This window comes from Heliomicrobium gestii, from assembly GCF_009877435.1.
GTDB lineage: Bacteria > Bacillota > Desulfitobacteriia > Heliobacteriales > Heliobacteriaceae > Heliomicrobium > Heliomicrobium gestii.
On the sequence record NZ_WXEX01000010.1, the window covers coordinates 120,667 to 142,929 of the forward strand.

General features: G+C 54.7%; 27 protein-coding genes, 7 tRNA genes and 1 pseudogene. 6 read left to right on the plus strand and 29 right to left on the minus strand.

All coding sequences use genetic code 11. The features are described from left to right. Positions 1-3: 3 nt before the first annotated feature. Both GTO89_RS12385 and GTO89_RS12390 read right to left on the minus strand, forming a co-directional pair. A complete protein-coding gene (locus tag GTO89_RS12385) occupies positions 4-732 on the minus strand; it encodes a 7-carboxy-7-deazaguanine synthase QueE (RefSeq protein WP_161262398.1) in 729 nt (242 codons plus the stop codon). Positions 733-736: 4 nt separating this feature from the next. After that, positions 737-1,297, minus strand: coding sequence for a DUF366 family protein (locus GTO89_RS12390; RefSeq protein ID WP_161262399.1), 561 nt, complete (start codon positions 1,295-1,297; stop codon positions 737-739). 140 nt (positions 1,298-1,437) lie between these two features. Here GTO89_RS12390 and GTO89_RS12395 point away from each other — a divergent pair, with 140 nt between their 5' ends. Next, the gene (locus GTO89_RS12395; RefSeq protein WP_161262400.1) at positions 1,438-2,481 is read left to right on the plus strand and encodes a DUF2225 domain-containing protein; all 1,044 of its coding nucleotides are present in this window, start codon (positions 1,438-1,440) and stop codon (positions 2,479-2,481) included. On the opposite strand, the pseudogene GTO89_RS12400 reads toward GTO89_RS12395, so the two are convergent. Together GTO89_RS12400 and GTO89_RS12405 are read right to left on the minus strand one after the other, a co-directional pair. Then, positions 2,478-2,960: pseudogene (locus GTO89_RS12400) on the minus strand (Fur family transcriptional regulator). The gene GTO89_RS12395 and the pseudogene GTO89_RS12400 sit on opposite strands and share 4 nt — an antisense overlap. 30 nt (positions 2,961-2,990) lie before the next feature. Continuing rightward, positions 2,991-3,680 (minus strand): SIMPL domain-containing protein, encoded by a 690-nt coding sequence (locus GTO89_RS12405; protein ID WP_161262401.1) that lies wholly within the window; start codon positions 3,678-3,680, stop codon positions 2,991-2,993. 55 nt (positions 3,681-3,735) lie between these two features. On the opposite strand from GTO89_RS12405, the gene GTO89_RS12410 reads away from it, so the two are divergent. Beyond that, positions 3,736-4,125 carry a TIGR04086 family membrane protein gene (locus GTO89_RS12410; protein ID WP_161262402.1) on the plus strand — a complete coding sequence of 130 codons (390 nt, stop codon included), beginning with the start codon at positions 3,736-3,738 and terminating at the stop codon, positions 4,123-4,125. 181 nt (positions 4,126-4,306) lie between these two features. Here the strand turns inward: GTO89_RS12410 and GTO89_RS12415 are convergent, their stop codons facing one another. The 9 genes from GTO89_RS12415 to GTO89_RS12455 all read right to left on the minus strand — a co-directional run bounded on the left by GTO89_RS12415 (position 4,307) and on the right by GTO89_RS12455 (position 10,739). Beyond that, complete coding sequence (locus GTO89_RS12415; protein ID WP_161262403.1) at positions 4,307-4,885, minus strand: glycerol-3-phosphate acyltransferase; 579 nt, start codon at positions 4,883-4,885, stop codon at positions 4,307-4,309. Positions 4,886-4,944: 59 nt separating this feature from the next. Next, positions 4,945-5,151, minus strand: coding sequence for a hypothetical protein (locus GTO89_RS12420; RefSeq protein WP_161262404.1), 207 nt, complete (start codon positions 5,149-5,151; stop codon positions 4,945-4,947). Between the two features lie 188 nt (positions 5,152-5,339). Next, a complete protein-coding gene (gene pssA, locus GTO89_RS12425) occupies positions 5,340-5,849 on the minus strand; it encodes a CDP-diacylglycerol--serine O-phosphatidyltransferase (RefSeq protein WP_161262405.1) in 510 nt (169 codons plus the stop codon). A gap of 60 nt (positions 5,850-5,909) precedes the next feature. After that, a complete protein-coding gene (locus GTO89_RS17975) occupies positions 5,910-6,257 on the minus strand; it encodes a DUF3343 domain-containing protein (RefSeq protein WP_407929493.1) in 348 nt (115 codons plus the stop codon). Next, positions 6,236-6,940, minus strand: coding sequence for an HAD family hydrolase (locus GTO89_RS12435; RefSeq protein ID WP_161262407.1), 705 nt, complete (start codon positions 6,938-6,940; stop codon positions 6,236-6,238). The genes GTO89_RS17975 and GTO89_RS12435 overlap by 22 nt, the downstream gene beginning before the upstream one ends. Before the next feature lie 101 nt (positions 6,941-7,041). After that, positions 7,042-8,280 carry an adenosylhomocysteinase gene (locus tag GTO89_RS12440; protein ID WP_235920453.1) on the minus strand — a complete coding sequence of 413 codons (1,239 nt, stop codon included), beginning with the start codon at positions 8,278-8,280 and terminating at the stop codon, positions 7,042-7,044. A 38-nt stretch (positions 8,281-8,318) separates the two neighbouring features. Then, positions 8,319-9,656, minus strand: coding sequence for an LCP family glycopolymer transferase (locus GTO89_RS12445; RefSeq protein ID WP_161262409.1), 1,338 nt, complete (start codon positions 9,654-9,656; stop codon positions 8,319-8,321). A 230-nt stretch (positions 9,657-9,886) separates the two neighbouring features. After that, positions 9,887-10,072 (minus strand): hypothetical protein, encoded by a 186-nt coding sequence (locus GTO89_RS12450; RefSeq protein WP_161262410.1) that lies wholly within the window; start codon positions 10,070-10,072, stop codon positions 9,887-9,889. 31 nt (positions 10,073-10,103) lie between these two features. Beyond that, positions 10,104-10,739 (minus strand): fumarylacetoacetate hydrolase family protein, encoded by a 636-nt coding sequence (locus GTO89_RS12455; RefSeq protein ID WP_161262411.1) that lies wholly within the window; start codon positions 10,737-10,739, stop codon positions 10,104-10,106. Between the two features lie 156 nt (positions 10,740-10,895). Here GTO89_RS12455 and GTO89_RS12460 point away from each other — a divergent pair, with 156 nt between their 5' ends. The 3 genes from GTO89_RS12460 (at position 10,896) to GTO89_RS12470 (ending at position 13,841) form a co-directional block, all read left to right on the plus strand. Then, positions 10,896-11,924 (plus strand): S-layer homology domain-containing protein, encoded by a 1,029-nt coding sequence (locus GTO89_RS12460; RefSeq protein WP_161262412.1) that lies wholly within the window; start codon positions 10,896-10,898, stop codon positions 11,922-11,924. Between the two features lie 340 nt (positions 11,925-12,264). After that, on the plus strand, positions 12,265-12,615 hold the full coding sequence (locus GTO89_RS12465) for a YolD-like family protein (RefSeq protein ID WP_161262413.1): 351 nt from the start codon (positions 12,265-12,267) through the stop codon (positions 12,613-12,615). Then, positions 12,612-13,841 (plus strand): DNA polymerase IV, encoded by a 1,230-nt coding sequence (locus tag GTO89_RS12470; RefSeq protein ID WP_161262414.1) that lies wholly within the window; start codon positions 12,612-12,614, stop codon positions 13,839-13,841. Before GTO89_RS12465 ends, GTO89_RS12470 begins: the two co-directional genes overlap by 4 nt. Before the next feature lie 3 nt (positions 13,842-13,844). Here GTO89_RS12470 and recJ read toward each other — a convergent pair whose 3' ends face one another. The 6 genes from recJ to GTO89_RS12500 form a co-directional block, all read right to left on the minus strand. After that, entirely contained in the window at positions 13,845-15,539 is a 1,695-nt protein-coding gene (gene recJ / locus GTO89_RS12475; RefSeq protein ID WP_161262415.1) for a single-stranded-DNA-specific exonuclease RecJ, read from the minus strand. Positions 15,540-15,634: 95 nt separating this feature from the next. Next, on the minus strand, positions 15,635-16,075 hold the full coding sequence (locus GTO89_RS12480) for a GNAT family N-acetyltransferase (protein WP_328793913.1): 441 nt from the start codon (positions 16,073-16,075) through the stop codon (positions 15,635-15,637). Between the two features lie 110 nt (positions 16,076-16,185). Further along, positions 16,186-16,575 (minus strand): phage tail fiber protein, encoded by a 390-nt coding sequence (locus GTO89_RS12485; protein ID WP_161262417.1) that lies wholly within the window; start codon positions 16,573-16,575, stop codon positions 16,186-16,188. Positions 16,576-16,671: 96 nt separating this feature from the next. Then, positions 16,672-17,136 (minus strand): chemotaxis protein CheX, encoded by a 465-nt coding sequence (locus GTO89_RS12490; RefSeq protein WP_161262418.1) that lies wholly within the window; start codon positions 17,134-17,136, stop codon positions 16,672-16,674. Further along, on the minus strand, positions 17,126-17,989 hold the full coding sequence (locus GTO89_RS12495; protein ID WP_161262419.1) for a response regulator: 864 nt from the start codon (positions 17,987-17,989) through the stop codon (positions 17,126-17,128). Before GTO89_RS12495 ends, GTO89_RS12490 begins: the two co-directional genes overlap by 11 nt. A gap of 151 nt (positions 17,990-18,140) precedes the next feature. Then, positions 18,141-18,464, minus strand: coding sequence for a hypothetical protein (locus GTO89_RS12500; RefSeq protein WP_161262420.1), 324 nt, complete (start codon positions 18,462-18,464; stop codon positions 18,141-18,143). A gap of 118 nt (positions 18,465-18,582) precedes the next feature. Here GTO89_RS12500 and GTO89_RS17980 point away from each other — a divergent pair, with 118 nt between their 5' ends. After that, on the plus strand, positions 18,583-18,831 hold the full coding sequence (locus GTO89_RS17980; protein WP_407929494.1) for an STAS domain-containing protein: 249 nt from the start codon (positions 18,583-18,585) through the stop codon (positions 18,829-18,831). Positions 18,832-19,058: 227 nt separating this feature from the next. On the opposite strand, the gene GTO89_RS17695 is transcribed toward GTO89_RS17980, so the two are convergent. The 10 genes from GTO89_RS17695 to GTO89_RS12550 form a co-directional block, all read right to left on the minus strand. After that, entirely contained in the window at positions 19,059-19,181 is a 123-nt protein-coding gene (locus GTO89_RS17695) for a hypothetical protein (RefSeq protein ID WP_268894689.1), read from the minus strand. A gap of 220 nt (positions 19,182-19,401) precedes the next feature. Next, the gene (locus tag GTO89_RS12510) at positions 19,402-20,028 is read right to left on the minus strand and encodes a YczE/YyaS/YitT family protein (RefSeq protein ID WP_161262422.1); all 627 of its coding nucleotides are present in this window, start codon (positions 20,026-20,028) and stop codon (positions 19,402-19,404) included. A 55-nt stretch (positions 20,029-20,083) separates the two neighbouring features. Then, the gene (locus GTO89_RS12515; protein ID WP_161262423.1) at positions 20,084-21,094 is read right to left on the minus strand and encodes a hypothetical protein; all 1,011 of its coding nucleotides are present in this window, start codon (positions 21,092-21,094) and stop codon (positions 20,084-20,086) included. A gap of 340 nt (positions 21,095-21,434) precedes the next feature. Beyond that, a tRNA-Leu gene (locus tag GTO89_RS12520) sits at positions 21,435-21,517 on the minus strand. A 5-nt stretch (positions 21,518-21,522) separates the two neighbouring features. Further along, positions 21,523-21,598 (minus strand) — tRNA-Thr (locus GTO89_RS12525). A gap of 19 nt (positions 21,599-21,617) precedes the next feature. After that, positions 21,618-21,692: transfer RNA gene (locus GTO89_RS12530), tRNA-Trp, on the minus strand. A gap of 12 nt (positions 21,693-21,704) precedes the next feature. Beyond that, a tRNA-Gly gene (locus GTO89_RS12535) sits at positions 21,705-21,778 on the minus strand. Positions 21,779-21,797: 19 nt separating this feature from the next. After that, a tRNA-Gly gene (locus GTO89_RS12540) sits at positions 21,798-21,872 on the minus strand. A gap of 6 nt (positions 21,873-21,878) precedes the next feature. Continuing rightward, positions 21,879-21,966, minus strand: a tRNA-Leu gene (locus tag GTO89_RS12545). Between the two features lie 8 nt (positions 21,967-21,974). Then, positions 21,975-22,051, minus strand: a tRNA-Val gene (locus GTO89_RS12550). Positions 22,052-22,263 lie beyond the last annotated feature (212 nt).

Consider the following 22,263-nt stretch of genomic DNA (forward strand, 5'->3'; position numbering starts at 1 on the left):
ATTCTATAAAATTCCCAAAATCGGATGGGCCTGCGGAATGATGCGCACATCCCGATGAATCGCTAGCGCCGCTGCTTGCAGATCGTGCAAATGACCGGGAATCGCGAGGGGTAAGCCTGTTTTTCCAGTCACCGGCTGCAAAATCAGGGGAAAGTGTGGGGCTTCTTCTGCGATGATCTGGGCGGCTCGTTGCACCGTATCGCCTTCTGTCGACGGGGTGATGACGATTTTGACATAGCCCTGTTTCCGGGAGGCGACACTCAGAAAGGGACGATGCACGTCCAAATGGTTGTCCAGGGGCGTCTTTAAGTCCATGCTAACATAGTCCAATTTGTCGATGATGCGACCCAATGATTCGGGCAATGTGCCGTTCGTTTCCAGATAGAGTGGAGGTCGCTCGTCGCCCAGCAATGGGATCAACTGCTGGATAAATTCGACATGCAACAACGGTTCTCCTCCGGTCAGACTGATGGAATGGACTGTTGGGCTATTTCGGAGGTATTTCGCCACTTGCTCCGGTGTAACCGGATTTGCCCAGAGGTCAAAAACACCACGGCCCGGTTCTTTTTCGATCCGGCAAGCCGTAGGTCGCGGGCCCCGACTCCCCAGGGTATCACAATAGGAACAGCAGAGATTGCAGCCGAAAAAGCGCAAAAAGACTTGCCGGCAACCGATCCAGGGTCCTTCGCCCTGAGCGGATACCATGATTTCAACGAGATCGGCCGTAGGCAATGAATTATTCAACTCCTCGAACTTTGCAGCGAGCAAGATAGATGTCAGTTACTTCGGCGGAATATTGATTCATCAACCGGCGGGCAAATCCCTCGGGGTCTTTCTCCCCGATCTGTCCCAGTGAGGCTGTCGGCACGGGGGTTCCTTCTGTGCGCAGATTCAACCCAACATGGATCAAGGTGGATACGGGCGAACGGGTGGCGATGGAAACGGACAGCTTTTTTTCCCGCCAGTAGAGGTCGTCGCCGCGGCGGATCAAGGCGCCCCCGCAGACCTCTTCCAGATCCTCCTTGATCATGGCCATGAACAGTCGCTGCCGATAGATCGTCTTCTCCAGATCCATGTCGAAATGTTCGATAATAAAGTGCAGCATTTCTGGGCTGTAGATGCTGTCACCGACGAGAACGTCTTCCAGATCGACCATTTTGTCCAGGCCGACTTTACAGGGTCCCCGGAAAGCGACGATGCTGTCCCCCATGATGTGAAAATGACGGTATGTCCACAGGGAGCGTAGTTGTGTTCCATCGTAGGTCGTCGGTTCTGGATGATAGTATGTCTTCAGCACCGGGCACTACTCCTCTCCTTTTTCCCCGTTTTTTCATTTTATCACCGAATGGACAGGCCGAAAACCACCTTTGAGCAGGAGAAGGGGTCCCTCCCCCGAATAAAACGAACAAAGAGGATGCGCGAAGGAGAGAACCATCCATGAACGCTGATGCATTTTTTACCCAACGGAAAACCTGCCCAGTCTGTGGCCACGAGTTTGTGGCCACTCGGATTCGAAGCTCCTTCATCCGGGTCAAGGAACGGATGCCTGACTTCCGAACGATCTTTGAAGGGATCAATCCCCTGCATTATCAGGTCTTCGTCTGCCCAGCCTGCCAGTATGCGGCTTTAGAAAACCGCTTCGATCAGGTCGGCAATGATCGGCTGCAACTCCGCCGGGGCCTTCTCGACGCCTTCAGCGCCGAACCTGATTTTTCCGGTACCCGGACGGCGGAGACCGCTTTGCGCAGCTTTGAGTTGGCTTTACGCACCGCCCAGATCGGAGGAGCGCCGGCCAGTTTGCAAGCGCCGCTGAACTTACGGGCCGCCTGGATCGCCCGGGAGATGAGGTGGGACGATGTGGACCGCAAGTACACAGAAGCAGCGCTGCGACTCTACGAAGCCGCCTTCGGCGATGATCGCAACGCAAAGACGAGCGCGGTCACCCTCATGTACCTGATTGGGGAACTGCACCGGCAACTCGGTCAACAGGCCGACGCTGTTCGCTGGTTGGCCAGAGCCGCCATGCATCCTGATGTAAAAAAAGAACCGGAGATTGAACGCCTGGTTCGGCAGCAATGGTCTCGGGCGAGGGAAGAAAACAAGGCTGGCGATCATGAAATTAGAACGGATCCAGCCGAGAACGGGGCAATGATCGCTTCTATCGACGGGGACGCAGCGGAGCCGGCTCCTGATCAACCGGCGGCGTCTCCCCAACAGAACGTAGACTTCTCGAGCCGAAAACGACTAGGGCCGAAGATCCGTTTCACCGTCACCCTCTACGAAGATGAAATCGACTGGTTGAAACGGCTCAGCTCCGTTCCCTATGCAGAAAGCAAGCTCTTTATGGACAAGGAGTCGGTGTTGCGGGCGCTGTTGGACGCGGCTATGGAAACATGGCCGGAGGTGCGCGGCTTTTCCGATGAAGCAGGGCTGCGCCAGAAATTTATCGAAGCGATGCAAACGAAGAAACCAGGGAGTTAATCCCTGGTTTCTGCTTGTTGGCATTCCTTGCAGACGCCGAAGAACTTCAGTTGATGGTCGACAATGCGAAATTGGTTGCGTCGCTGGATGGCCTGTTCGAGTGAGTCGAGCAGGTCGTCCTCAAATTCCAACACCTTGGCGCACCGGGTACAGATCAGATGATGATGGTGGTGGGCTTCTTTGGTGGCCAGTTCTTAGCGGAGACGACCGTCACCGAAGTCGATCTTTTGCAGGATATCGATCTCGGCGAGCAGTTCCAGCGTCCGGTAGACCGTAGCCAACCCGATCTCCGGATGCTGCTGCTTGACAATGCCGTAAAGATCCTCAGCACTCAGATGAGCGTCATCACCCTTTAAGAGAGCGCGAAGGATCGTCTTGCGCTGAGGTGTAAGCTTGTATTCCTTTTGATGGAGCCGTTCGCACAAATCCTGGAAGCGGTCCAATGCCGGGCCCCCTACTCCAATACTCTTTCTTTTCATTATAATCGCCCTGGAAAAGTGCTGTCAAACTCAAAACTTCAGCCGGTAGAGCACCGTCAGTTGGAGGTGGGCCTCCGATTCGGCCTGGTCGATGGAGACGACATCGCCCAGTTCCCGCCCCATGCCTGCGGCGATGGCCTTGGCCTTGCGATTGGCGTCTTCGAGAGCTGCCTTGACGGCCTGTTTTTGAACATCACCGTTGCCGTCGTAGAGCGGCGCCATTTTGATGATCTGATTGGCGCCGTTAGCCAGCGCGGCCGCCAGCACCGCTTCCCGTTGTTCCGCCGGGACACGGTTGATCTCGATGGTGGAGGCTGCGACAAACCCCTGTGGAGATCGGGCGCCGGCGCCAGACCATTGGGGCGTCAACTGCTGGTCAAGACGATTGATGTTGTCCGGAGAAAAGCCGACATCGGCTAAACTGCCGAGCAATTTATCAAGGGCCCGGTTCATGGCTTGTTCCGCTTCGGTCGATGTGCGTCCTCCCTGCTGAACGGCCAAGGTCAGGCGCCACTGATCTGTCGGCAGGTCGGCTGTTCCCGTCACCTTGATGTGAACATCGCGGGGATCGACGGCGATCGCCGAGTCAAGGGGCGGCGCCGGGACTCGGTGGGTGGAAAGGTAAAAGGCAGTCAGCACGATGATGCTGAAAAAAATAAGGGCGATTTTATTAGCGGTCGAGCGGTTATTCGTGGCGATCAGTCCTCCTCTGTCGTTCAATCTCGTCCTAAACGGTAGCGCCAGTGAATAAAGTGGTGGCAAGGAGGTGGAACCCATGGCAGAACAACAGGAACCGGCAACCCTGTCGGCAACGCCCGTTTTGGTCGGAACGGGCTACGCCCTGGCGGCGTCGCTGGGCGTTTCTGTATTGCTTGTCCTTTTTTTCTTCTTTACCAGCTTGTCCGAGCGATACATCATGCCCGTTGTCCATAGCGCCTACGGACTCTGCGCCTTGGGCGCCGGCTGGGTGGCCGCCCGCAGGGCTGGCGCCAGGGGATTGATTTACGGTTTGCTGGCAGGGTTGAGCTTTTTTGTCTTCACCATCGTTGTCGGTTATTTTGTGCCCGCCCCCGTATTCCCGATGACAACCTGGTGGAAAAAAATGCTCTTCGCCCTTGCCGGCGGTTCCGCCGGCGGCATCGCCGGGATCGCCTGGAAAGAATGAGCATCCTCCGTCATATTATCACAGGGGCGATAAAAAGCCAACGGGAAGAGGCCTGCCTCTCCCCGCTGCTTTTTACCCCCACACCTTCAAAAGCAATGTCCGCAAAAAACCGGGCAGCCGGACGAAGTAGATCCGCATGATGGTTTTCACCCCTTCTAACGCTCGCCTCTCTCGTTCCTCCCTAGTATATTTCTGATTCCCTCGGTCGGTGACAACGAACCAACCAAAACTGAAAGGCAACGACCGCCGCGGCCGCTGTCGTTACAGCCAGAGCAAAAACAGAAAAATGCTGCAGCCAGGCCACACAAGGCAATGACACCAGGGCGATGAGAGCAGCCAGATTGGGCGAGCGTGTCAACAGCAACACCGACAGCGCGACGGACAGCGCCACTTGGCCCAAGGGTGGGGCCACCTGGAAGAGAAACCCCGTAAAGGGAAGGCAGATGTTTCCGCCTCGGCCGCCAAGGACAGGCGACCAACCGTATCCGGCCAAAAGGAACAAGGCGGTCAGCCATTGGGCGATCTCACCGGCCTGAAAAAAGACAGTCAGCCATCCGATCAGCCAACCTTTGGTCAACTCTGCCAGCAGGGCGGCGACCATGCTCTCCGGTCCAGCGAGGCGCAACAGTTTGACGGGGCCGATGGATCCTGGACCATAATCGGTCACCGCCAGATGGCTCCTGCACCGGCCGATCCAGTAGGTTAATGACAGGGCGCCGAGCAGGTAGGCGCAGACAAAAAGCGTCAAGACCGTACACACACCCATTCCTCCCAAAATACGGTAGTAATGTGTATGCTCCGGTCTTGACGGCTATGACATCACCGTTCTGAGCCCACGGGGACTTGGTCGCAATCGTCCATGCCAGTCCGGCAGGCGGCGCAGATAAAGCGCCCGCACTTTTTGCAGACAAACATGTTGATCTGCTTTTTCTCCATACAGTCGTAACAGTACATGGTGTCGCAGTGCCCACAGACCGCTCCTTGCGTATCGGTGGCGCCGCAACGTTCACAGTAAGGAATTTTCATGCCGCCATCACCTCCCCGTATGAAGCTTGACGAGCAGGGATATACTAGGATTGCGGAAGTCCCCTGCCGGCAAGATGGTCCCTTCCCGGCTAGCCTAACCAGCGAAGAGGGCTTCCGCCTTTTCTTTGCCCTCTATGGTCAAAAGAACCCCTGGCGCGGGCCAGGGGTTTGTCTTTTCGTCTTGCTGGTCAGAGTTTGGGCACCTTCAGGTTGGACACCATCAATCCGGCCAGAAGCAACATAGCGATGGGAAAAAAGAGCACCGGAAGGCGGGCGCCGGCCAAAGAAAAAAGGGCCATGAGGGGACCGGCAACAGTGATGGGAATCCCGAGGAAGTGGGTGGTAATGTTGAGCACATTAAACCGGGCCAAGCGAACAGCGCCACAAAGGGCGAAAACGATGGCGATGGCTAAGCCCACATAATGGTACGGTTCTTCCAAGTGGGCCGCGTAGACGAGGATCGCTGGCGCCACACCAAAGGAAACCAAATCAGAAAGAGAATCCAGTTCTTTCCCGAAAGCCGACGACACTTCAAGCTTGCGAGCCACCCGGCCATCCATCCCATCGAGGACAGCGGCGAGAAGAATCATGATAGCGGACATCATGTAGTTTTGATCCATGGTGTAGACGATGGAGAGTATTCCCAACAACAGGTTGGTGAGTGTGAAGGCATTGGGAATGGCCGCCTTATGATTCATCAACTAAACCTCCATGGCTGGAACAGCTTGGCAGATCATACTCGAATGATATCTATTTTATCATTTTTCTTGTCCCCGCAAAAGGTGCAAGGGCTTTTCTCCGAATATTTCGCACCAACCGGCAGTTTGCCCGTTCCAAGCAAAAAAGCGTGCCCCGGTGCTCCCATTCTTCAAAGCTCCACGGCAACTTTCCAGATCATCAGGAAAAACGCGGAGCGATAGGCCGCATCCCTCAGCCAGTTCGCGGGGGGTTGGAACGACGAGGCAACAGAGACCGCGCTCTTTCAGCCGGTCTTCGGCGCCCATCGCTTCTTGCGGCGAGACAAAGGTGATCAAGGGAAAATTCTTTTGGCGCCAAAGTGTTTTGGGATCACCGTATGCGTGGCTCAGCGGGCATTGCTCCTCCACCCCAGCCAGTAACGGCTTGGCTGGACAAAATCAATAATCGCTTGAGCCGCCTCAAGCAGAGATGTAACCTGAAGAATACCGGGAACAGCCTGGTGAATCGGTTCATCGTCAAGCAGCGAGTCGGTTGACCTGAACAGAATCGGCAGTTCGACTTGGCGAAACATGGGAATATCGCCAACCGAATCGCCGATGGCTGCCGTTCTCTCGGCGTTTATCCGATATTTTTTGCAGAAACGGCGAACCCATGCCCCTTTGTCCCTGTGAATGTCATCGGCGGAGACATGAACAAAGACACGCCCTGTCAATCTGCCGTCGACGACCTCCAACTCGTTGGCGATACTGGCGAAAGCGCCGAATTTTTTAGACAAGTGATCCGTCAGTGCCGTCAACCCCGTTGACAAAAGGATGATCCGGCATCCGTGGCTTTGCAGTCCTTCGAGGGCTTGTGCGGCATCAGGTCGAAGTGGGATTTCCGAGATCCATTGTTCAATCGCTTCAACAGGGGCGCCGGCAAAATGGGCGGCGTCTTGGGCGGCGAATTCCCGGTAGTCGATGGCGCCATTCAAAAAAGCTTCCTGAATCGGGATCCCCATCGACTCCCACAAGCCGAGGCGCCGGTAAATCACTTCCCACACATTGGGTCCTGTTGTGAGGGTGCCGTCCACATCGAAGAAAACCAGCATCCGCTTTTCCTCCCCTGTCACATGAAGCCTGTCAGCAATCAACACAACCTAGTTTCACAAAATACAGGCCGTCGGGAGACGGCCTGTATTCCATTCCGATCCTACTCGGCCCAACTGGCCAGGTATTTGCTCTGTTTGTCCGTCAATTCATCGAGGTTCACGCCGAGGGCTTTCAACCGGAACTCAGCCACCTTGCGATCGATCGAATCAGGTACGGAATAGACACCCGGTTCCATCTTGTCACGATTCGCCGCGAGGTAATCCAGAGACAGCGCCTGCAGGGCAAAGGTCAGATCCATCACCTCGGCAGGGTGACCATCGCCACAGGCCAGGTTGACAAGCCGGCCTTCGCCGAGAAGGTAGACCTTGCGGCCATCATGGAAGGCGTATTCTTCGATATTCTTGCGGGCGGTGCGGACGTTGACAGACAGCGCCCGCAGGTCTTCCTTGTTCACTTCCACATCGAAGTGTCCGGCGTTGCTGAGGATGGCCTTGTCCTTGATCACCTCAAGGTGCTCCCGGCGGATGATATCGCGGTTACCCGTGACAGTGACGAAGATGTCGCCGATTTTGGCGGCTTCGACCATGGGCATAACCTCAAAACCATCCATCAGCGCTTCGTTGGCCTTGATCGGATCGATCTCGGTGACGACGACGCGGGCATTCAACCCTTTGGCGCGGGCGGCGACGCCCTTGCCGCACCAGCCGTAACCGGCGACGACGACCACTTTGCCGCAGACGGTCAGGTTGGTCGTGCGCAGGATCCCGTCCCAGACAGACTGGCCTGTGCCGTAGCGGTTGTCAAAGAGGTACTTCATCTGGGCGTCGTTGACGGCCATCATGGGGAAAGTAAGCTTGCCTTCCCGGGCCAGCGCCCGGAGGCGAAGGATGCCGGTCGTCGTTTCCTCGGCGCCGCCGATGATCCCTTTGGCCTGCTCCAGCCGTTCGGCATGGAGGGTGGCCACCAGGTCGCCGCCGTCGTCGATGAGGATGTCCGGTTGAAAATCAAGGGCTTTGTTCAGGTGCATCTTGTATTCTTCGTCAGTGGCGCCGTGCCAGGCGTACGCGGTCACCCCGTTTTTCACGAGAGCGGCCACGACATCATCCTGAGTGGAGAGGGGGTTGGAACCGCAGACAGCCACCTCGGCGCCGGCGGCTTTCACGGTCAAAGCCAAGTAGGCCGTTTTCGCTTCCAGGTGCAGGCAGATGATGGCCCGTTTGCCGGCCAGGGGTTTGCGTTTCTCAAAGTCCTTTTTGACTTGATTCAAGATGGGCATGTGCTGGTCGACCCAGTCGATCTTCTGTTGACCCTGGGGGGCAAGATTGATGTCGCGAATCATTGAATCCACAAATAAGTCCTCCTCAAGCATCATGCAATTTACTCAACCCCGCTGTTCGAGGGCGGTTGAACATCAGTAGGGACCGGCGGAGCGCCTGGGATGACGCGATTGGGCGTTGCCGGATTTAGCGCGTCAGGCGGGCGGGCCGGGGTCGGCGACGGAGCCGACGGACCTGACGGTTGTGGGGGCTTTGGGGCGCCTGGAGTGGTCTGCGTCTTGCCAGTAGACGTCTTATCAATGGGTGTTCCAGGAGCGCTAGGACTTTGGGCGGTGCCGGCTTTTTGCTCGCCGTTGCTCTTCCCATCAGAATGAACGGCAGCTTTGCCGGCCTGTTCCGCGCCCGCTTTTCCCCCGAGTGGAGAATCGGTAACCGGTTGAGGCCCTTTGTCGTCGTCCGGGCTCACCTCTTCCGGTTCCGCCTTTGGTTTTTCTTTGGGCTTATCGAGGACGACGATGCTTTCATCGATGATCTTAGTATTCATCACGCCGCGCATGAAATCAAGCGCCGCTTGGCGCGATTTTGCCGGATCGACCTGCCAATAGCTGAGGCCATTGAGGGTGACAAAGTTCCCAGGCAAGGTGTTCGCCACGATGTTGCCTGCATTCCAGTCTTTGGCCTTCATGGCCAGGGAGACGAGATCGCCGGCGCCCAGATTGGTGTCGACGTCTTTGACCAGTTGAGGCGCAAGGGCAGGGAGTTTCCACACCGTGTTTACCTGCAGCGCCTGTTTGGCAAGGGCTTGGAGAAACTTCTGCTGCCGTTGGGTCCGGCTGATATCGCCCAGTTCGTCTGACCGGAACCGCACATACTGGAGCGCCTCTTTGCCGCTTAACCTTTGAAGACCCTTTTTTAAATTAATTAAATCTTCCGGATTTCCTTCATTGTGGTACATGTTTTTTTCGATGTCGATTTCTACGCCGCCGAGCGTATCGACGATTTCTCGAAAACCATTAAAATCCGTCTTGATATAATAGTCGATAGGAATCCCCAGCAGTTCCTCCACTGTTTTCCGAGTCAGCGGAACACCGCCGTACATGTGGGCCGCGTTGATCTTGTCCATGCCGTGTCCGTCGATCTTGACGCGCGTGTCCCGGGGGATCGAGAGCAAATAGAGTTTTTTGTCCTGGCGATCGACACTGGCGACAATGATCGTGTCAGTGCGTCCATCGATTTCACCAGGGCGGTTGTCGACTGCCAGCAGGAGCACATTCATCCGCCGTTTGAGCTCCGAATCCGACAAGGGACCCTCCGAATTGAAGGGATCGCTCAGCAAATCGGGACGTAAAATCCCGTATGTAACCCCTGCGGTCACCCCCAAGAGCAACATAAGACCAAAAAAGATCATCAGCCTCGGTCTGGCTTTCCAAAGTTTCATCGAATCACCTGCCTTGAATCGTTCTACGATGAGGGGGGCATAACTTGTCGAATCGGTTTACTGGCGAAGACATTGTCGCCCATCATTCTACCACGAAAACGGTCTCATTAATAAAGATTTTCTAACCAGAGGGAATGTTTGCGGCCCGACACCTCACCAGCGCCGTTAACAGTCGAAAAAAAAAGAAAACAAAAGAGGAGGCTATGGGCCTCCCCTTCCAGACACCTCTGTTATTTCTTTTCAATCACGCTGCCGCAAACGAGACACCGTTCCAGATCATCGCCTTCGACATTATCACAGTCTTTGCATTGAGGAGATTTTTCGACGACACCGCCATCGACATAGTTTTTACGGAAGCGTTCCAACTCATCCTCTTTGTCCCGGCGGCATTCACGGCATTTGTCACAAAGGGCCATGCTCTCCCCTCCCTTCTTATGCCATTATACCCTACTCGAGGGCATCCAAGCAAACGACACCCTGACCGAGACACCGGCTTCCCCAGTAGAGGTGAAAGGTATCGTCCGGTGTCACCGGTCCCACGCCAGCCGGCGTGCCCGTATAGATGATGTCTCCCGGTCCAATGCCAAAGGAAGCCGCGCAAAAGTCTAGGATCTGCTGCACGTTGAAAAGCATGTCCCGCACATTGCCTCGTTGCGCCTCCACACCATTGCGGGTAAGGGTGAAATCCGCCTCAGCGAGCGCCGCTACACCAGGAAAAGGAATAAAGGGCGTCAGTGCCGCTGAGTTGGGGAAGCCCTTCGCTTCGAGCCAAGGCTGGCCTTTTCGTTTGCTCTCGGCCTGCACATCGCGCAATGTAAAATCGATGCCAAGGGCCATCGCGCCGATCAGCCCATCGGCGGTGCTCCCTTTTTGGTAAGGGTGATCCACCCGAAGAACCAGTTCCGCTTCATAGTGAACGGCGCCTCTTGTTCCCGGCAGATGAAGCGCACTGCCATCGAGCAAGACCAACGCATGGGTTGGCTTGGAGAAGATCAGCGGCCGCTCGGGAATCGCGTTGCCCAACTCAGCGGCATGGAGAGGGAAATTTCTTCCTACGCAGTAAATATTTCGAATGCCCTTCATCTTATCGCCTCTTTCGTTATGAAAATCATAGCAAAAACAAGCATATTCCGTAAGCCTTCTGGCTAAAAAAGGAGGAAAAAATCGAAAAAGTGCGAAATAAATTTCCATAAAAATTTGTTCGGCTTCTGTCAAAAGAGCCATTTGGGAGGGTATCTATTGCGAAAACCACTGTTTCTATTGGCTGCTTGGACACTGTTGTCCTTTGGCGCCGGCATGGCGGAGGCGAGCGATATCTCGGTCCGTGTTGCCGATCCGGAGATGCCGGGGGCTTGGAAACCGGTTACCGTCCAGCGGGAAGGCACGATGACCAGCGAAAACCTGCCCTCGCCGTTTTTAACGGTCCATGCCGGTGAAAACCAGGCGCTGAACTCCGTTTTTCTGGTTGCTGATGCGGAGGGGCCGCAAGCGGTCCACGTAGGCAGTCGCATCACACTGACACTGCCCGTGGGTGTCGAGTACATGCAGATCCCTACCGCGGAAACACTGGACAGTTATGTGGCCTACCCGTCAATGCTCAACTGGTTTGCCAATTCCATCTTCCCGGAAGGTGATCAGCCGGCCTTGCGCTTTGTTGCGGCGACGCCTCGCTCCTTGACGGTGGAAATCGCCCACATGCGCTCCAAAGGGATGCCCTTTGTGGAATTTGTCTTCTATGCAAAGGATCGGAGCATGGTGCGCATCTCCCCGGCGGTGTCTTGGTCGCAGAAAAAAGGCGATGGCGCTGACACGATGACCCGCCAGGAGTTTTTCACTTATTATATCGATGTGGCGCCGTCGCTCAAAGGGATCGAGGAACGCGTCAAAGGAGAGGAATCGGACCTGTTGCGCCCCTTTGGCGACGCGCAGAAAGTGGAGCCGGAGCTGCGTGGCCGCGTCGCTGGGCTCGTCAAGGAAAATCTGGTGATTGGCCGTCCCGGGAAGCAACTGGCCCCCGATGCGCCGATCACCCGGGCCGAGGCAGTCACCCTGGTGACACGGGAACAGCAGTGGGACACCCCCGCTTCCCCTGCTTTTGCCGACCTGGAGACCTCCTGGGCCTTGGGGCCGATCAGCGCCGCCGGCGCCAAGGGGCTTGTCAAGGGATATCCCGATGGCGCCTTCTGCCCTGAGCAGCCCCTCAGTTGGGAAGAAGCAGTGCTTCTGCTCGGACGGGTTTACGACAGCAACCTGTCCCGACGGAAATAACATTTCGGCCGAAATGGCAGTCAAGAGCAATCACGCAAGGAACCCCGTTCCCCTCTCCTTTTTAGCGAGGGAAACGGGGTTCCTTCTTTTTTATCCTAGGAAATTTCGAAGGCCATCTCCATCAATCCCTGGTATTGCTGTCAGCGTACCAAGGGGTTTGGCAGATCATCTTCTTAACGCCATTTTTTCGATGGTGTAACAATTGGTTTTTTCTGCTCCACCCAGCAAAAGGCAAATGATTCCGAACGTTTTTTTGCGTATTTCTCATGACAAGGCGACCTTCTGTTCGTATAATAGAACTGATGTTCCGAGAATATATGTTCTAAAAGGAGGGATCGCCTTGGATGAACGCACCCACGCTTTTTTCACCCAGAACCGGCTCTGGCAGGGTTCGCGCATGATCCTGCCGGAACACCGGGCCGGCGCCGTTGAGAAAATCCGGGAAGCGGCTCGCTCCATGCCGCTCCCCTGCCCCACCCAGGAATACCTGGAGGAGATCCAGGCGTTGGTCTTGGACGCTTGCGCCCGAGGTCGCGCCATCACCTTGCTCATCAACCGTGAGGGCCGGCTGGAGAAGCTCACCGGCATTCCCTTGCATGTGGGGCAGCCGCCGGGCCTGTTGCGCTGGCGCCGCGCAGGGTCGACGGAAAGCTTGCCCATCAACGCCATCGTAGGGGTGGAAGAGCCATGAACGGCGAGCCCACGGTCCTCCTGGCGGACATGAACTCTTTTTACGCCAGCGTGGAGGTGGCCCACAACCCCGCATTGCGGGAACAGCCGGTGCTGGTTTGCGGTGATCCGGAACGGCGCCACGGCATCATCCTGGCCGCTTCCCGCCAGGCCAAGAGCCGCGGCGTGAAGACGGCCATGACCGTCGGCGAAGCGCGAGCCATCTGCCCCGATGCCGTCTGTGTGCGCCCGCGCATGAGCCTCTACATGGAGGTATCCTGGCAGATCCAACAGATCGCCCGCACCCTTTCGCCGCTCGTGGAGCCCTACAGCGTCGACGAACTGTTCATCGACGTGCGGGGCGCCGAACACATCTGGGGCGGCGCCGTCCAGGCCGCCCGGGTTTTCCGGCAAAAAGTCTGGGAGACGGTCAAGGTCCCCTGCTCGATCGGCATCGGCCCCAATAAGTTTTTGGCCAAAATGGCCTGTGATATAGAGGCGAAAAAAAGCCCCTCCGGCGTCGCCCTGTGGCGGGAGGAGCATGTGGAAGCAAAACTGCATCCCCTGCCGACAGGGAAGATGTTCATGGTCGGGTCGCGGATGGAGCGGCATTTTCGCGACATGGGCCTGCTCACCATCGGCGAACTGGCCCATTACCCGCCCCACTACCTGACACGGCGCTTCGGTCTTCGCGGCCATGTCTACCACAATCTGGCCTGGGGGCGCGATCCCTCGCCGGTTTGTTCAAACTCCTTCGAACAGGTCAAAAGCGTCGGTCACTCGATCACCCTGCCCCGGGACTATCACCGCAGCGAGGACATTGAGTTGATCCTGTTGGAATTGACAGACGAGGTCTGCCGGCGAGCGCGCAAACTAGGCAAAGCCGGCAAAACCGTCTCGGTCGGCCTGCGCGCCTATGATCTGACTCGAGGGTTCTATCGCCAGACCGCCTTGGCCTGCCCGTCAAACCTGTCCGGGCCGGTCTTTGAAAAGGCGCAAGTCCTTTTTCGCCGCTACTGGGACGGCCGTCCGGTTCGCACGGTCACAGTGGATCTCAGCGGCCTTGAAGAAGATGGCGCCCTCCAGCAGGAACTGTTCCGGGACATGGACCGGCAGGATCGGGTGAGCCGCACCATGGATCACATCCGCGACGCCCTGGGAACGACCGCCGTCGTCCGCGCCTCTTCCCTCCTGCCGGCCGGCCAGGCTCAGGACCGCGCTCTCAAGATCGGCGGCCATTATCGATAACAACTATCCTGCGGCGCCAACCGGGTCTTCCAGTTCCCGCCAGCCCTGGTTCCGCATCCGGAACTGGATCGAACCGTCGTAGTCATTGATCTCGGGCAAACCGAGGAGGGCTAAGGGGCCTGCGGGGTTTGCCGCGCGGAAATCTTCGGCCTGATTAAAGCCGATGGCTGTCACACCCTGACCACTGAGGCGGAGATGATTGCGTTCGCGGCCCAGAAAACGGACTTGCTCAGGCTGAAAAGGCTGCAGGAGAAAGGTAGGCCGGGGAAAGCCGGCGCCATAGGGGGCAAAGCCCTCGATCTGCGCCACCAACGCCCCGTCGATCTCGTCAGGGCGCAGCACATAGTCGATGTCCACGGTAGAGACAAAGAGCTCTGCCGGCGCTTGTCGGACCGCCGCGTCCAGGCGCCGGCGCAGGGCGGGCAGGTTTTCCTTGGCCAGGGAGCAGCCTGCGGCCATCTCATGACCGCCGCCCTTGAGCAACAGGTCAGCGCAGTCGTCGATAAGATGAGCCTTGACGGAGAAACCCTTGACGCTGCGAACGGATCCCTTCAGAATCCCCGTCTCCGGGCTGTCCGTCAGCACCAGTACCGGCCGCTGATAGGCCTCCTTGAGCCGGGAAGCGATAAGCCCCACAATCCCCTCGTGGAAGGCGGGGTCATAGACGACGATGAAGCCGTCCTCCCCCTCCCGCTGGGCCTGTTCAAAGGCCGTCTCGGTCTGATGGCGGGTCAGTTCCTGCCGTTCCTCGTTGACCTTCCGCAGTTGGGCCGCCAATCCAGCGGCTCGGCGGCGATCGGTGGTCAGCAGGAGTTCCACCGCCGCCGTCGGCACACCGTCGATGCGACCGGTGGCATTGAGCATAGGGCCAAAGATGAAACCAAGGTGGTAGTGCGCATTTACCTCCCCCTTGAGATCGGCCGCTTCTTTGATCGCCAGCAAGCCCGTTCGCGTGCGATCGCCCCAGTTGATCAGCTTCAACCCGTTTTTGATAAAAACGCGGTTTTCCCCGGTCACTGGCATCACGTCGGCGACCGTGCCGAGGGCGACGAGGTCGAGGGAACGCAAGATCTCGCGCGGCTTCCCTGCTGCGTGGAACAGGAGCTGCATCACCTTAAAGGCCACGCCGACGCCAGCCAGGTGTTTGTCGGGGTAGGCGCAACCAGGTTGTTTCGGATTGACGATGGCATCTGCCAGCGGCAGTTCTTCACCCGGTTCATGGTGGTCGGTGACAACGACCTGCATCCCCAACTCCCGCGCGCGGCGGACGGCGTCGACGGCGCTGATCCCGTTATCAACAGAGATGATCAAGCGAGGTGTTCCACGCCGGGCGATCTCTTCAACACCGAGGGGGTGCATGCCGAATCCCTCTACAAAGCGGCTGTTGATGTACCAGTCTACGGCGGCGCCCAGCTTGGTCAGACTCTCCACCAGCAGCGCCGTCCCTGTGACGCCGTCACAGTCATAGTCGCCGTAAACGGTGATGGGGAGCCCGCCACGGATGGCATCGCCGATGATCGCCGCCGCCTCGGCAGCGCCCTTCAGCAGCAAGGGATCGTGCATGTCCTCGATGCCGGAGCGGACAAAGCGCTCCGCTTCCGCAGGCCCGATCCCCCGCCGAGCCAACAAGGCCGACTGAAAAGGGCTATATCCAGGATAAAAAGGTATCTGTTGCGTTGATGGGAAGTTCCACCGCATGGGCCGCCTCCGGTCTGCTCTCTCGATGCGATTATTTTTATCAGTATGAGATAGGCGATTGAACGATAGATGAACTTTTTTAACGGATGATTATTTTAGCGGATGCTCTTTTCCATGCGCACATGCCAAATGCCGGCTTCAAGAAAGGGCTCCGGGGAAAGCGCGGTGTACCCCAGCTTTTCATAGAATCCTTGCGCCTGGATCTGGGCATTGAGGAGGCACCGTCGGTAACCGAGGCGAAGGGCCTCCTCTTCCAGCGCCTTCATGATCGCGCGCCCCAGTCCCCCAGTTCGAAACCCCTTGCAAACGGCCACACGTTGCACTTTTATCGTTGTCTCGTCATAGGGCGTTAGTCTGCCCGTCGCCGCCGGTTCTCCCTGCAACGTCAGCAGGATGTGACGACATTCCGCCGGCGAACGGTCAAATCCATCCACTTCTAACGACTCAGGCACCCCCTGTTCCCCGACGAAAACATCTCGGCGAATCTTCAAGCATTGCTCCAACTGGCACACCGTAGTGACAGTGATGATTTCCACCTGCGCCATCACTCCCGCGTATTTCAATATCTTTTTTAAGCAAAAAGACAACCTCAAATAGAAAAGCCCGGCGCGACTTCGCCAGGCCTTGGAATCAAATCGACAGCCTTTCAGGCTGAATGGCCAGGTGCCTTTTTGCAACAATTGCAGGTTTCCAGCGGGATCAACAGCGCCAACTCGCCGGGACGGATTTCCACTGTCTCTCCCGATAAAACCTGACTGGGCTCACTAAGAGGAGTGCAGAATCCCCGGTTCCCCTCTAAAAAGATGGCCATATGGGTGATCCCGCCCCAAGATGCCGTGGCTTCCGGGAAAATCACCGACTCGGCGTTGCGGGCCATATAACCGTCACCGGTCCGGACAAGCTGGAAAGTGACGGGTTGACGGGCATACCCACCGCCAGACACCTCCACCTGTACATCCATCTCATAAGAGCCGTAATAGGACTTTGCGAGGACGGGATCAGCGGTAAAAAGGGCCACCTTGTATTCCTGTATCAACGATTCTCACCTCTTAGAACGACTGTCCGAAACGATCCTATCACGATCAGCGCTATCGGGCTCTATCGGCAGCCCGTAGAGTCGCCGATCCTTCCATTACTTTTGATTAAATCCAAAGTTAACGTCAATATGCATCCCGTCCACCAGGTACTCAATCGTCAAAAAACGAGTGCTGCTGATGGTGATGGTCGAACCCTGTCCCAAAATAATGGTTGGTGGCGAGATATCGATCGTAATCGCCCCTTTTTCCAAGGTCATGGCCGCGTTCGCTGTCAGCATATTGACCAGTTCCGATACGGCGCTCTGGGCTAGCGCATCAAAGGTATCGACCGGCATCCCGCCCATCATCGTCGAAGCGATTTTTTTGGCCACTTCTTCGGTAAAGTTGTAGGCGATATTCCCTGCCACGTCGCCTGTCGTGCCGATGAGACCAAGTACGCCCTTCCCGGCCACGAAACGTTCGCCCACAGAAAGCTTCCCCCGGGTGATCTGCTGAAAGCCGAGCATAGGCAGCACATTGTGAAGAGCTTCCACAAAAGGCTCAATGTGTTTAACGTCCACCGGAGGCACCTCCAAAACCGACCAGCAGGTTCCATGGACCTTCTCCGGTCTGCGCTGTTGTTCGGAAGCCGATCATTTTTGGATTGATGATCCCCACCTTGCCGCAAAGGATGCTCGGGGAAGTAAGTCGGAGATTGCCCCCGCCGATGCGATCATTGATGCGTGAAACGCCGTGACCGGCAATAATGTTGCCGATCTCAGCAACGGCGTAACGCATCTCCTGATCATCCACACTGTCCTTGCGCAGGATCCGGCACGCCGTTGCCAGGGCCGTTTCTGGCGCGCAATCCAGGATCATTTTACCCGCCCGATCGCCGGTGATACCGATCACCACAGCGATGCCCAGGGAGGCATATTCAGCCTCTTGTTCGGATAGCTCCGAAAGAGTGACCGAGGCGGACAACAACGTCGCGAGGCTATCCTGTAAAGCTTGTCGGAAGACTTCAGCGAAAACGTGAGCGTCCTGTTGGGTTTGTTCCCGCTTTCGCAGGATGTTGAGAGCTAAACGGTTCAATTCTTCTGGTGGAAAGGGTTTTTGCAGGAAATGAGCGATCCCCAGCGCATGCGCCCTTTTGATCAGGTCCAGATCACGCATGGAACTGATCATGACGATCTTGGCGTCGGGATCAATGTCAAGAATTCGCCGGACACATTCCAAGCCATCCATATCAGGCATGGTGATGTCCATTGTCACCAACTGCGGTTTCAGTTCCCGGTACCGTTGAATCCCTTCGTAACCGGTGCTGGCCATCCCGATGACGTGAAAGTGCTCTTCCTGAAGGGAATTCTTGATGATCGACTGGCTGAAGGGTGAATCGTCGACGATCAGTATCTTGTACTTATCCTGGGACAAGGAAGACCCCCCTCTTTCCGCCGTTATTTTAATAGGAACACAGTTGGAGCACATTCGCAGGAATCTCGCAGGAATCAATAATAGTCTCCCTGTTTGCCATCGAAACAACCCTACTGCTATGGTAAAACACAGGGATGCTATTGTACATACCCTAAAGGATTTCGGCCACTTTTTCTATCTCAACGGCCGATTCCGCTAAAGACTGCATGGATGCCGAGATTACTTCCGTCGCCGCAGCTTGACGATCGCCCAGTTCGGCAGTCTGATTGATTTTCTCTTCGATTCTTCTCATTGACTGATTGATCACCCGAAGGATTTCTTCGATTTCCTTGACCGAAGACTCACTGTTCTGATCGCGCGGATATTTCACAGCTTTTTCAAACTTACGACACAAAAAGGACACATCGTCTTGATAATCTAAACTTGGATAAAAAATAACAGAAAGGAAGGTCAAGATGAACCGCCAATTGCCCATAGAACAATTCACCTGTTCCTGCGTAAAGTGTACCAGCCCCTCCTTTTGCTGCTCCGCATATAAGATGAATCTTTCCTTGGATAGCGAACATCTTATCATCCAACCAAAAATCGATTTGATGGGCCCTAATCTTCGACTTCTCTGTGACCGCACTACGGAACATCTTCAATCGCTCTTATCCGGTCCATCAGTCCTCCTCGTTGACTTATCTCAAGTCGATCGCATAGACTTGTCCGGCATCAGCTGGCTTTTCCGCCTTTACCGCTTGACCAAAGCACAAAAAAGTGACTTCCGGCTCGTCAATGTTCCCCCATTGATCAGGCAACACATAGGGTTTACCAAACTTGACCGGGTGTTTCAACTTTAGCTATATCAATCCTGCCAAAAAAGGCCCAGGACGTCATCCTGGACCTACCGTTTCTCCATCTTTTTCACTTCTTACGTGGCGGCGTATCCAAATCCGAAACCGGTGCCAAGGATAGCGATAATGATGATTAAGATAGCTAATGCAACAATACGGTTTCCAATAAAGTTGCTGGCAACAACGCAGTTCCCCATAAGGAACCCTCCTCTCCTCCGATTTTCAATCAACGATTAACAATCACCTACATATCCGCCGCCGACAATCGCGGGATAGAATGCTCCGATGACGATGAGGGCAATCGCAAGACCGACTACAGTGGGAAAACCGACGTAACCACCGGCAACAACAGCCATGGTAAAGTCCTCCTTTCAACGGTACTGAGTACACCTGCGATACCATTTTATGGATAGGACAAGGGAACGTGTGATTATCCCTGAAAAAATATTGTCATGAACGAAAGCATCCTCGACTGGTTCGTTTGCGTTCTCTCCGGGCACCCTATGCCTGGTGCTTTTAGTAAAAATAAGCCCTTTTTGGTTTAGTTTGCGCAAAACACAATATCGCTCTAGCCGTTCACGAAGCTACGCCATCCTTCCTCGTTCTTTTTTCAAATTGTGCAATATATGGTGTGAAGATTTTTATAGTAATACCTGAAAAAACAGCCGATAAAATCGTACCGACTGCAATAGGACCATGAAAAAAATACGCAAGAATTACAAAGAAAATACTGATGAATGCTCTGGAAATAGCGAGATTCCAACCTGTTAATTTTCTTACGACTTGCATCGATCGATCCATTGGATTAGGCGCAAAATCGGCCTGTAGATTGACTGCTATCCCGAATCCGCCCAATCCAAGACCAATCGTGAAACAGAGCAGTCGTGCAAGTATCGTGCACGGTTGAATCCAGTCTGAAGTTACAAATAACCAAAAATCAATACCGATTCCTGTAATGAATGATGTTAATAACGCTACGTATTCGGGGGTTCGACGTTGTGCTAGCGCATTAAGCAGAACCAGCAAAAGACCGATACTAATTTCCCAACTCCCGACGCTTAACCCAAACGTTTTATACAAACCGACAAGCAGCGCATCAAAAGGCCCCGTACCCATATGGGATTGAATGGTTAAGGAAATCCCAAAAGTCATAATTATAATCCCAAATGTATAAAACAAAAAACGCAGGAACTTCTGCTGCATAGTATTCTTCCAATCACGAAATATTGTTTGTAACGCAGTAAAAACTTTGGATGTTCTATTTACTGGCAAGTCGAAAACTATTGGCCACTTGCCACGCAGTAACCGAGTCAATCGCATCGGCGTCAAAATACAGATCATACGCTGTCTGATGTTCTCGATCTACAACATAAAAATGTCGTTCATAGTTTACTTCATTACCGTTAGCCGCAGCGGGTGGAATTCTCTTTAATGTAACCGAATAGCACTCTCGTTCGTAACCAGAATATTTATTCAACCGCTCCACCGCTTCGAAAGGATTGGGGTGTAGAAATTCAACCGAACTTCCTCCGGGGAAATGAAGCACCGCAACACCGCCGACATTTTTTTCTCCTGTATTATCTGTTTTAAATGACAGTTCCGCTACGGAAGAATTCGTTTTTACGACAGTCCACTTAGAAGGAACGGAAATATCATAATCGCTCGTCTGGATCGACTGTAGTGGAAACCCATCACTCACATTAAAGTCATCTGCCTGCCATCTTCCATCGATTGATTTGGTCAAAGTGATGGAAATCGCAACAGGATATACACCACCTATGGCCGACGTCCGACTGATGCCTTTCAGCTTATAGGTTCGTCTACTATCATTCGGCTTGTACACCTCTTCGACGTTTAATGTAGAGAGCCAGGGGGAAGACAGATCAAATTCTTCGAGTTTACGCTTTGCTTTTACCCCCTTATCGGATAAATAGTTGTCGAGAGTAAAGGTCCGAATGTTAGCACTGGGAGACTGGTCAATAGCACCGGTATCCCGAGTTAAAAGACATATCACTACACGGGCCAACGTGCCTTCAGGAGACTTCTCGTTGCTTCGGTTCTGTAGAAAAATCCAACTTCTTAAATTAAACCACGACGGATCAAGCGTTGGTTCAAGATCAATCTCTTTGTCTCGGGGTAGAAAGCTATCAAACTGGCTTTCCTCCTTAACGGTTGGCTCTTGTTTGGAAGCAACAGGCTCAGAGGCGGACGCACAGGCAGCTCCCAAAAGAGATAAGGTGATTCCCGCAACCATCGTTCGCTTTAACACAAGATTCCCTCCCGTTACAAAATGGATCAGGATCGGAGGATTCAAACGAATATTCGCCCGTTATTTTCACGATTAGAATGACAGGCGCTTTTTTAAATGGCGATCACGAAATTGCCTGTCGCTTATTATTCCACACATTACCTCTCCCCCCCTTCAAATCTTTTCAAGTCATCTGTCGGTGCTTCTTAGATGTCCTCAAAAAAATAAAACACCCCGGGCAGGGGTGTTGACGACAAGATAGAACCTAAGGCTTAAGAGTTCTATGAGAATGAACACCGTGAACGAAAGCGGAGACATCGCGATCAAAAAAACTCAGGCAAGCCTGAGTTTTTTTCTATATTGGTGCGAGAGGGGGGACTTGAACCCCCACGGTTGCCCACACGCCCCTCAAACGTGCGCGTCTGCCAGTTCCGCCACTCTCGCATACATGGAGCCACTGACCGGGATTGAACCGGTGACCTTATCCTTACCAAGGATACGCTCTACCGACTGAGCTACAGCGGCATATATGATTGAAGAAAGATGGCAGGGGAGACAGGACTCGAACCCGCAGCCTACGGTTTTGGAGACCGCCGCTCTACCATTGAGCTACTCCCCTATAAGCCATTGATGGAGCGGGTGATGGGAATCGAACCCACGTATTCAGCTTGGGAAGCTGATGTTCTACCATTGAACTACACCCGCAAACCGGATATAAACGATATGGAGCGGGAAACGAGATTCGAACTCGCGACCCTCGCCTTGGCAAGGCGATGCTCTACCGCTGAGCTATTCCCGCAAAATATGGTGCCGAAGGCCGGGGTCGAACCGGCACGAGGGGTGACCTCACTGGTTTTTGAGACCAGCGCGTCTGCCAATTCCGCCACTTCGGCAAAGTAGATGGTGGGCGATGAGGGAATCGAACCCCCGACCTCATGCATGTGAGGCATGCGCTCTAACCGACTGAGCTAATCGCCCGTACCAGCGGTGTTCGCCGGTGACGAAATATACTGTATCAAAAAAAAAGACTAAAGTCAACAGGTTTTTTCACGTTTCTACGGAGAAAATCAAGGAGAGACAGGAAAAGTATGGTCGTTTTCGATGCCGAGGATATTTTGCCTGTTCTATGCGTTGTTCTGTCTTCTTTTTCTTCTTTTATGGAATGAATAAACGGTTTAGCTATAGGCAAG

Excerpts from the sequence above, each read along its gene's own strand:
- GTO89_RS12395 (WP_161262400.1), top strand. The coding sequence starts at position 1,438 with ATGAACGCTGATGCATTTTTTACCCAACGGAAAACCTGCCCAGTCTGT.
- GTO89_RS12410 (WP_161262402.1), top strand. The coding sequence starts at position 3,736 with ATGGCAGAACAACAGGAACCGGCAACCCTGTCGGCAACGCCCGTTTTG.
- GTO89_RS12420 (WP_161262404.1), bottom strand. The coding sequence starts at position 5,151 with ATGAAAATTCCTTACTGTGAACGTTGCGGCGCCACCGATACGCAAGGA.
- pssA (WP_161262405.1), bottom strand. The coding sequence starts at position 5,849 with ATGAATCATAAGGCGGCCATTCCCAATGCCTTCACACTCACCAACCTG.
- GTO89_RS12435 (WP_161262407.1), bottom strand. The coding sequence starts at position 6,940 with ATGCTGGTTTTCTTCGATGTGGACGGCACCCTCACAACAGGACCCAAT.
- GTO89_RS12440 (WP_235920453.1), bottom strand. The coding sequence starts at position 8,280 with ATGATTCGCGACATCAATCTTGCCCCCCAGGGTCAACAGAAGATCGAC.
- GTO89_RS12445 (WP_161262409.1), bottom strand. The coding sequence starts at position 9,656 with ATGAAACTTTGGAAAGCCAGACCGAGGCTGATGATCTTTTTTGGTCTT.
- GTO89_RS12450 (WP_161262410.1), bottom strand. The coding sequence starts at position 10,072 with ATGGCCCTTTGTGACAAATGCCGTGAATGCCGCCGGGACAAAGAGGAT.
- GTO89_RS12455 (WP_161262411.1), bottom strand. The coding sequence starts at position 10,739 with ATGAAGGGCATTCGAAATATTTACTGCGTAGGAAGAAATTTCCCTCTC.
- GTO89_RS12470 (WP_161262414.1), top strand. The coding sequence starts at position 12,612 with ATGAACGGCGAGCCCACGGTCCTCCTGGCGGACATGAACTCTTTTTAC.
- recJ (WP_161262415.1), bottom strand. The coding sequence starts at position 15,539 with ATGCGGTGGAACTTCCCATCAACGCAACAGATACCTTTTTATCCTGGA.
- GTO89_RS12500 (WP_161262420.1), bottom strand. The coding sequence starts at position 18,464 with ATGGGCAATTGGCGGTTCATCTTGACCTTCCTTTCTGTTATTTTTTAT.
- GTO89_RS17980 (WP_407929494.1), top strand. The coding sequence starts at position 18,583 with ATGGGCCCTAATCTTCGACTTCTCTGTGACCGCACTACGGAACATCTT.
- GTO89_RS17695 (WP_268894689.1), bottom strand. The coding sequence starts at position 19,181 with ATGGCTGTTGTTGCCGGTGGTTACGTCGGTTTTCCCACTGTAGTCGGT.
- GTO89_RS12510 (WP_161262422.1), bottom strand. The coding sequence starts at position 20,028 with ATGCAGCAGAAGTTCCTGCGTTTTTTGTTTTATACATTTGGGATTATA.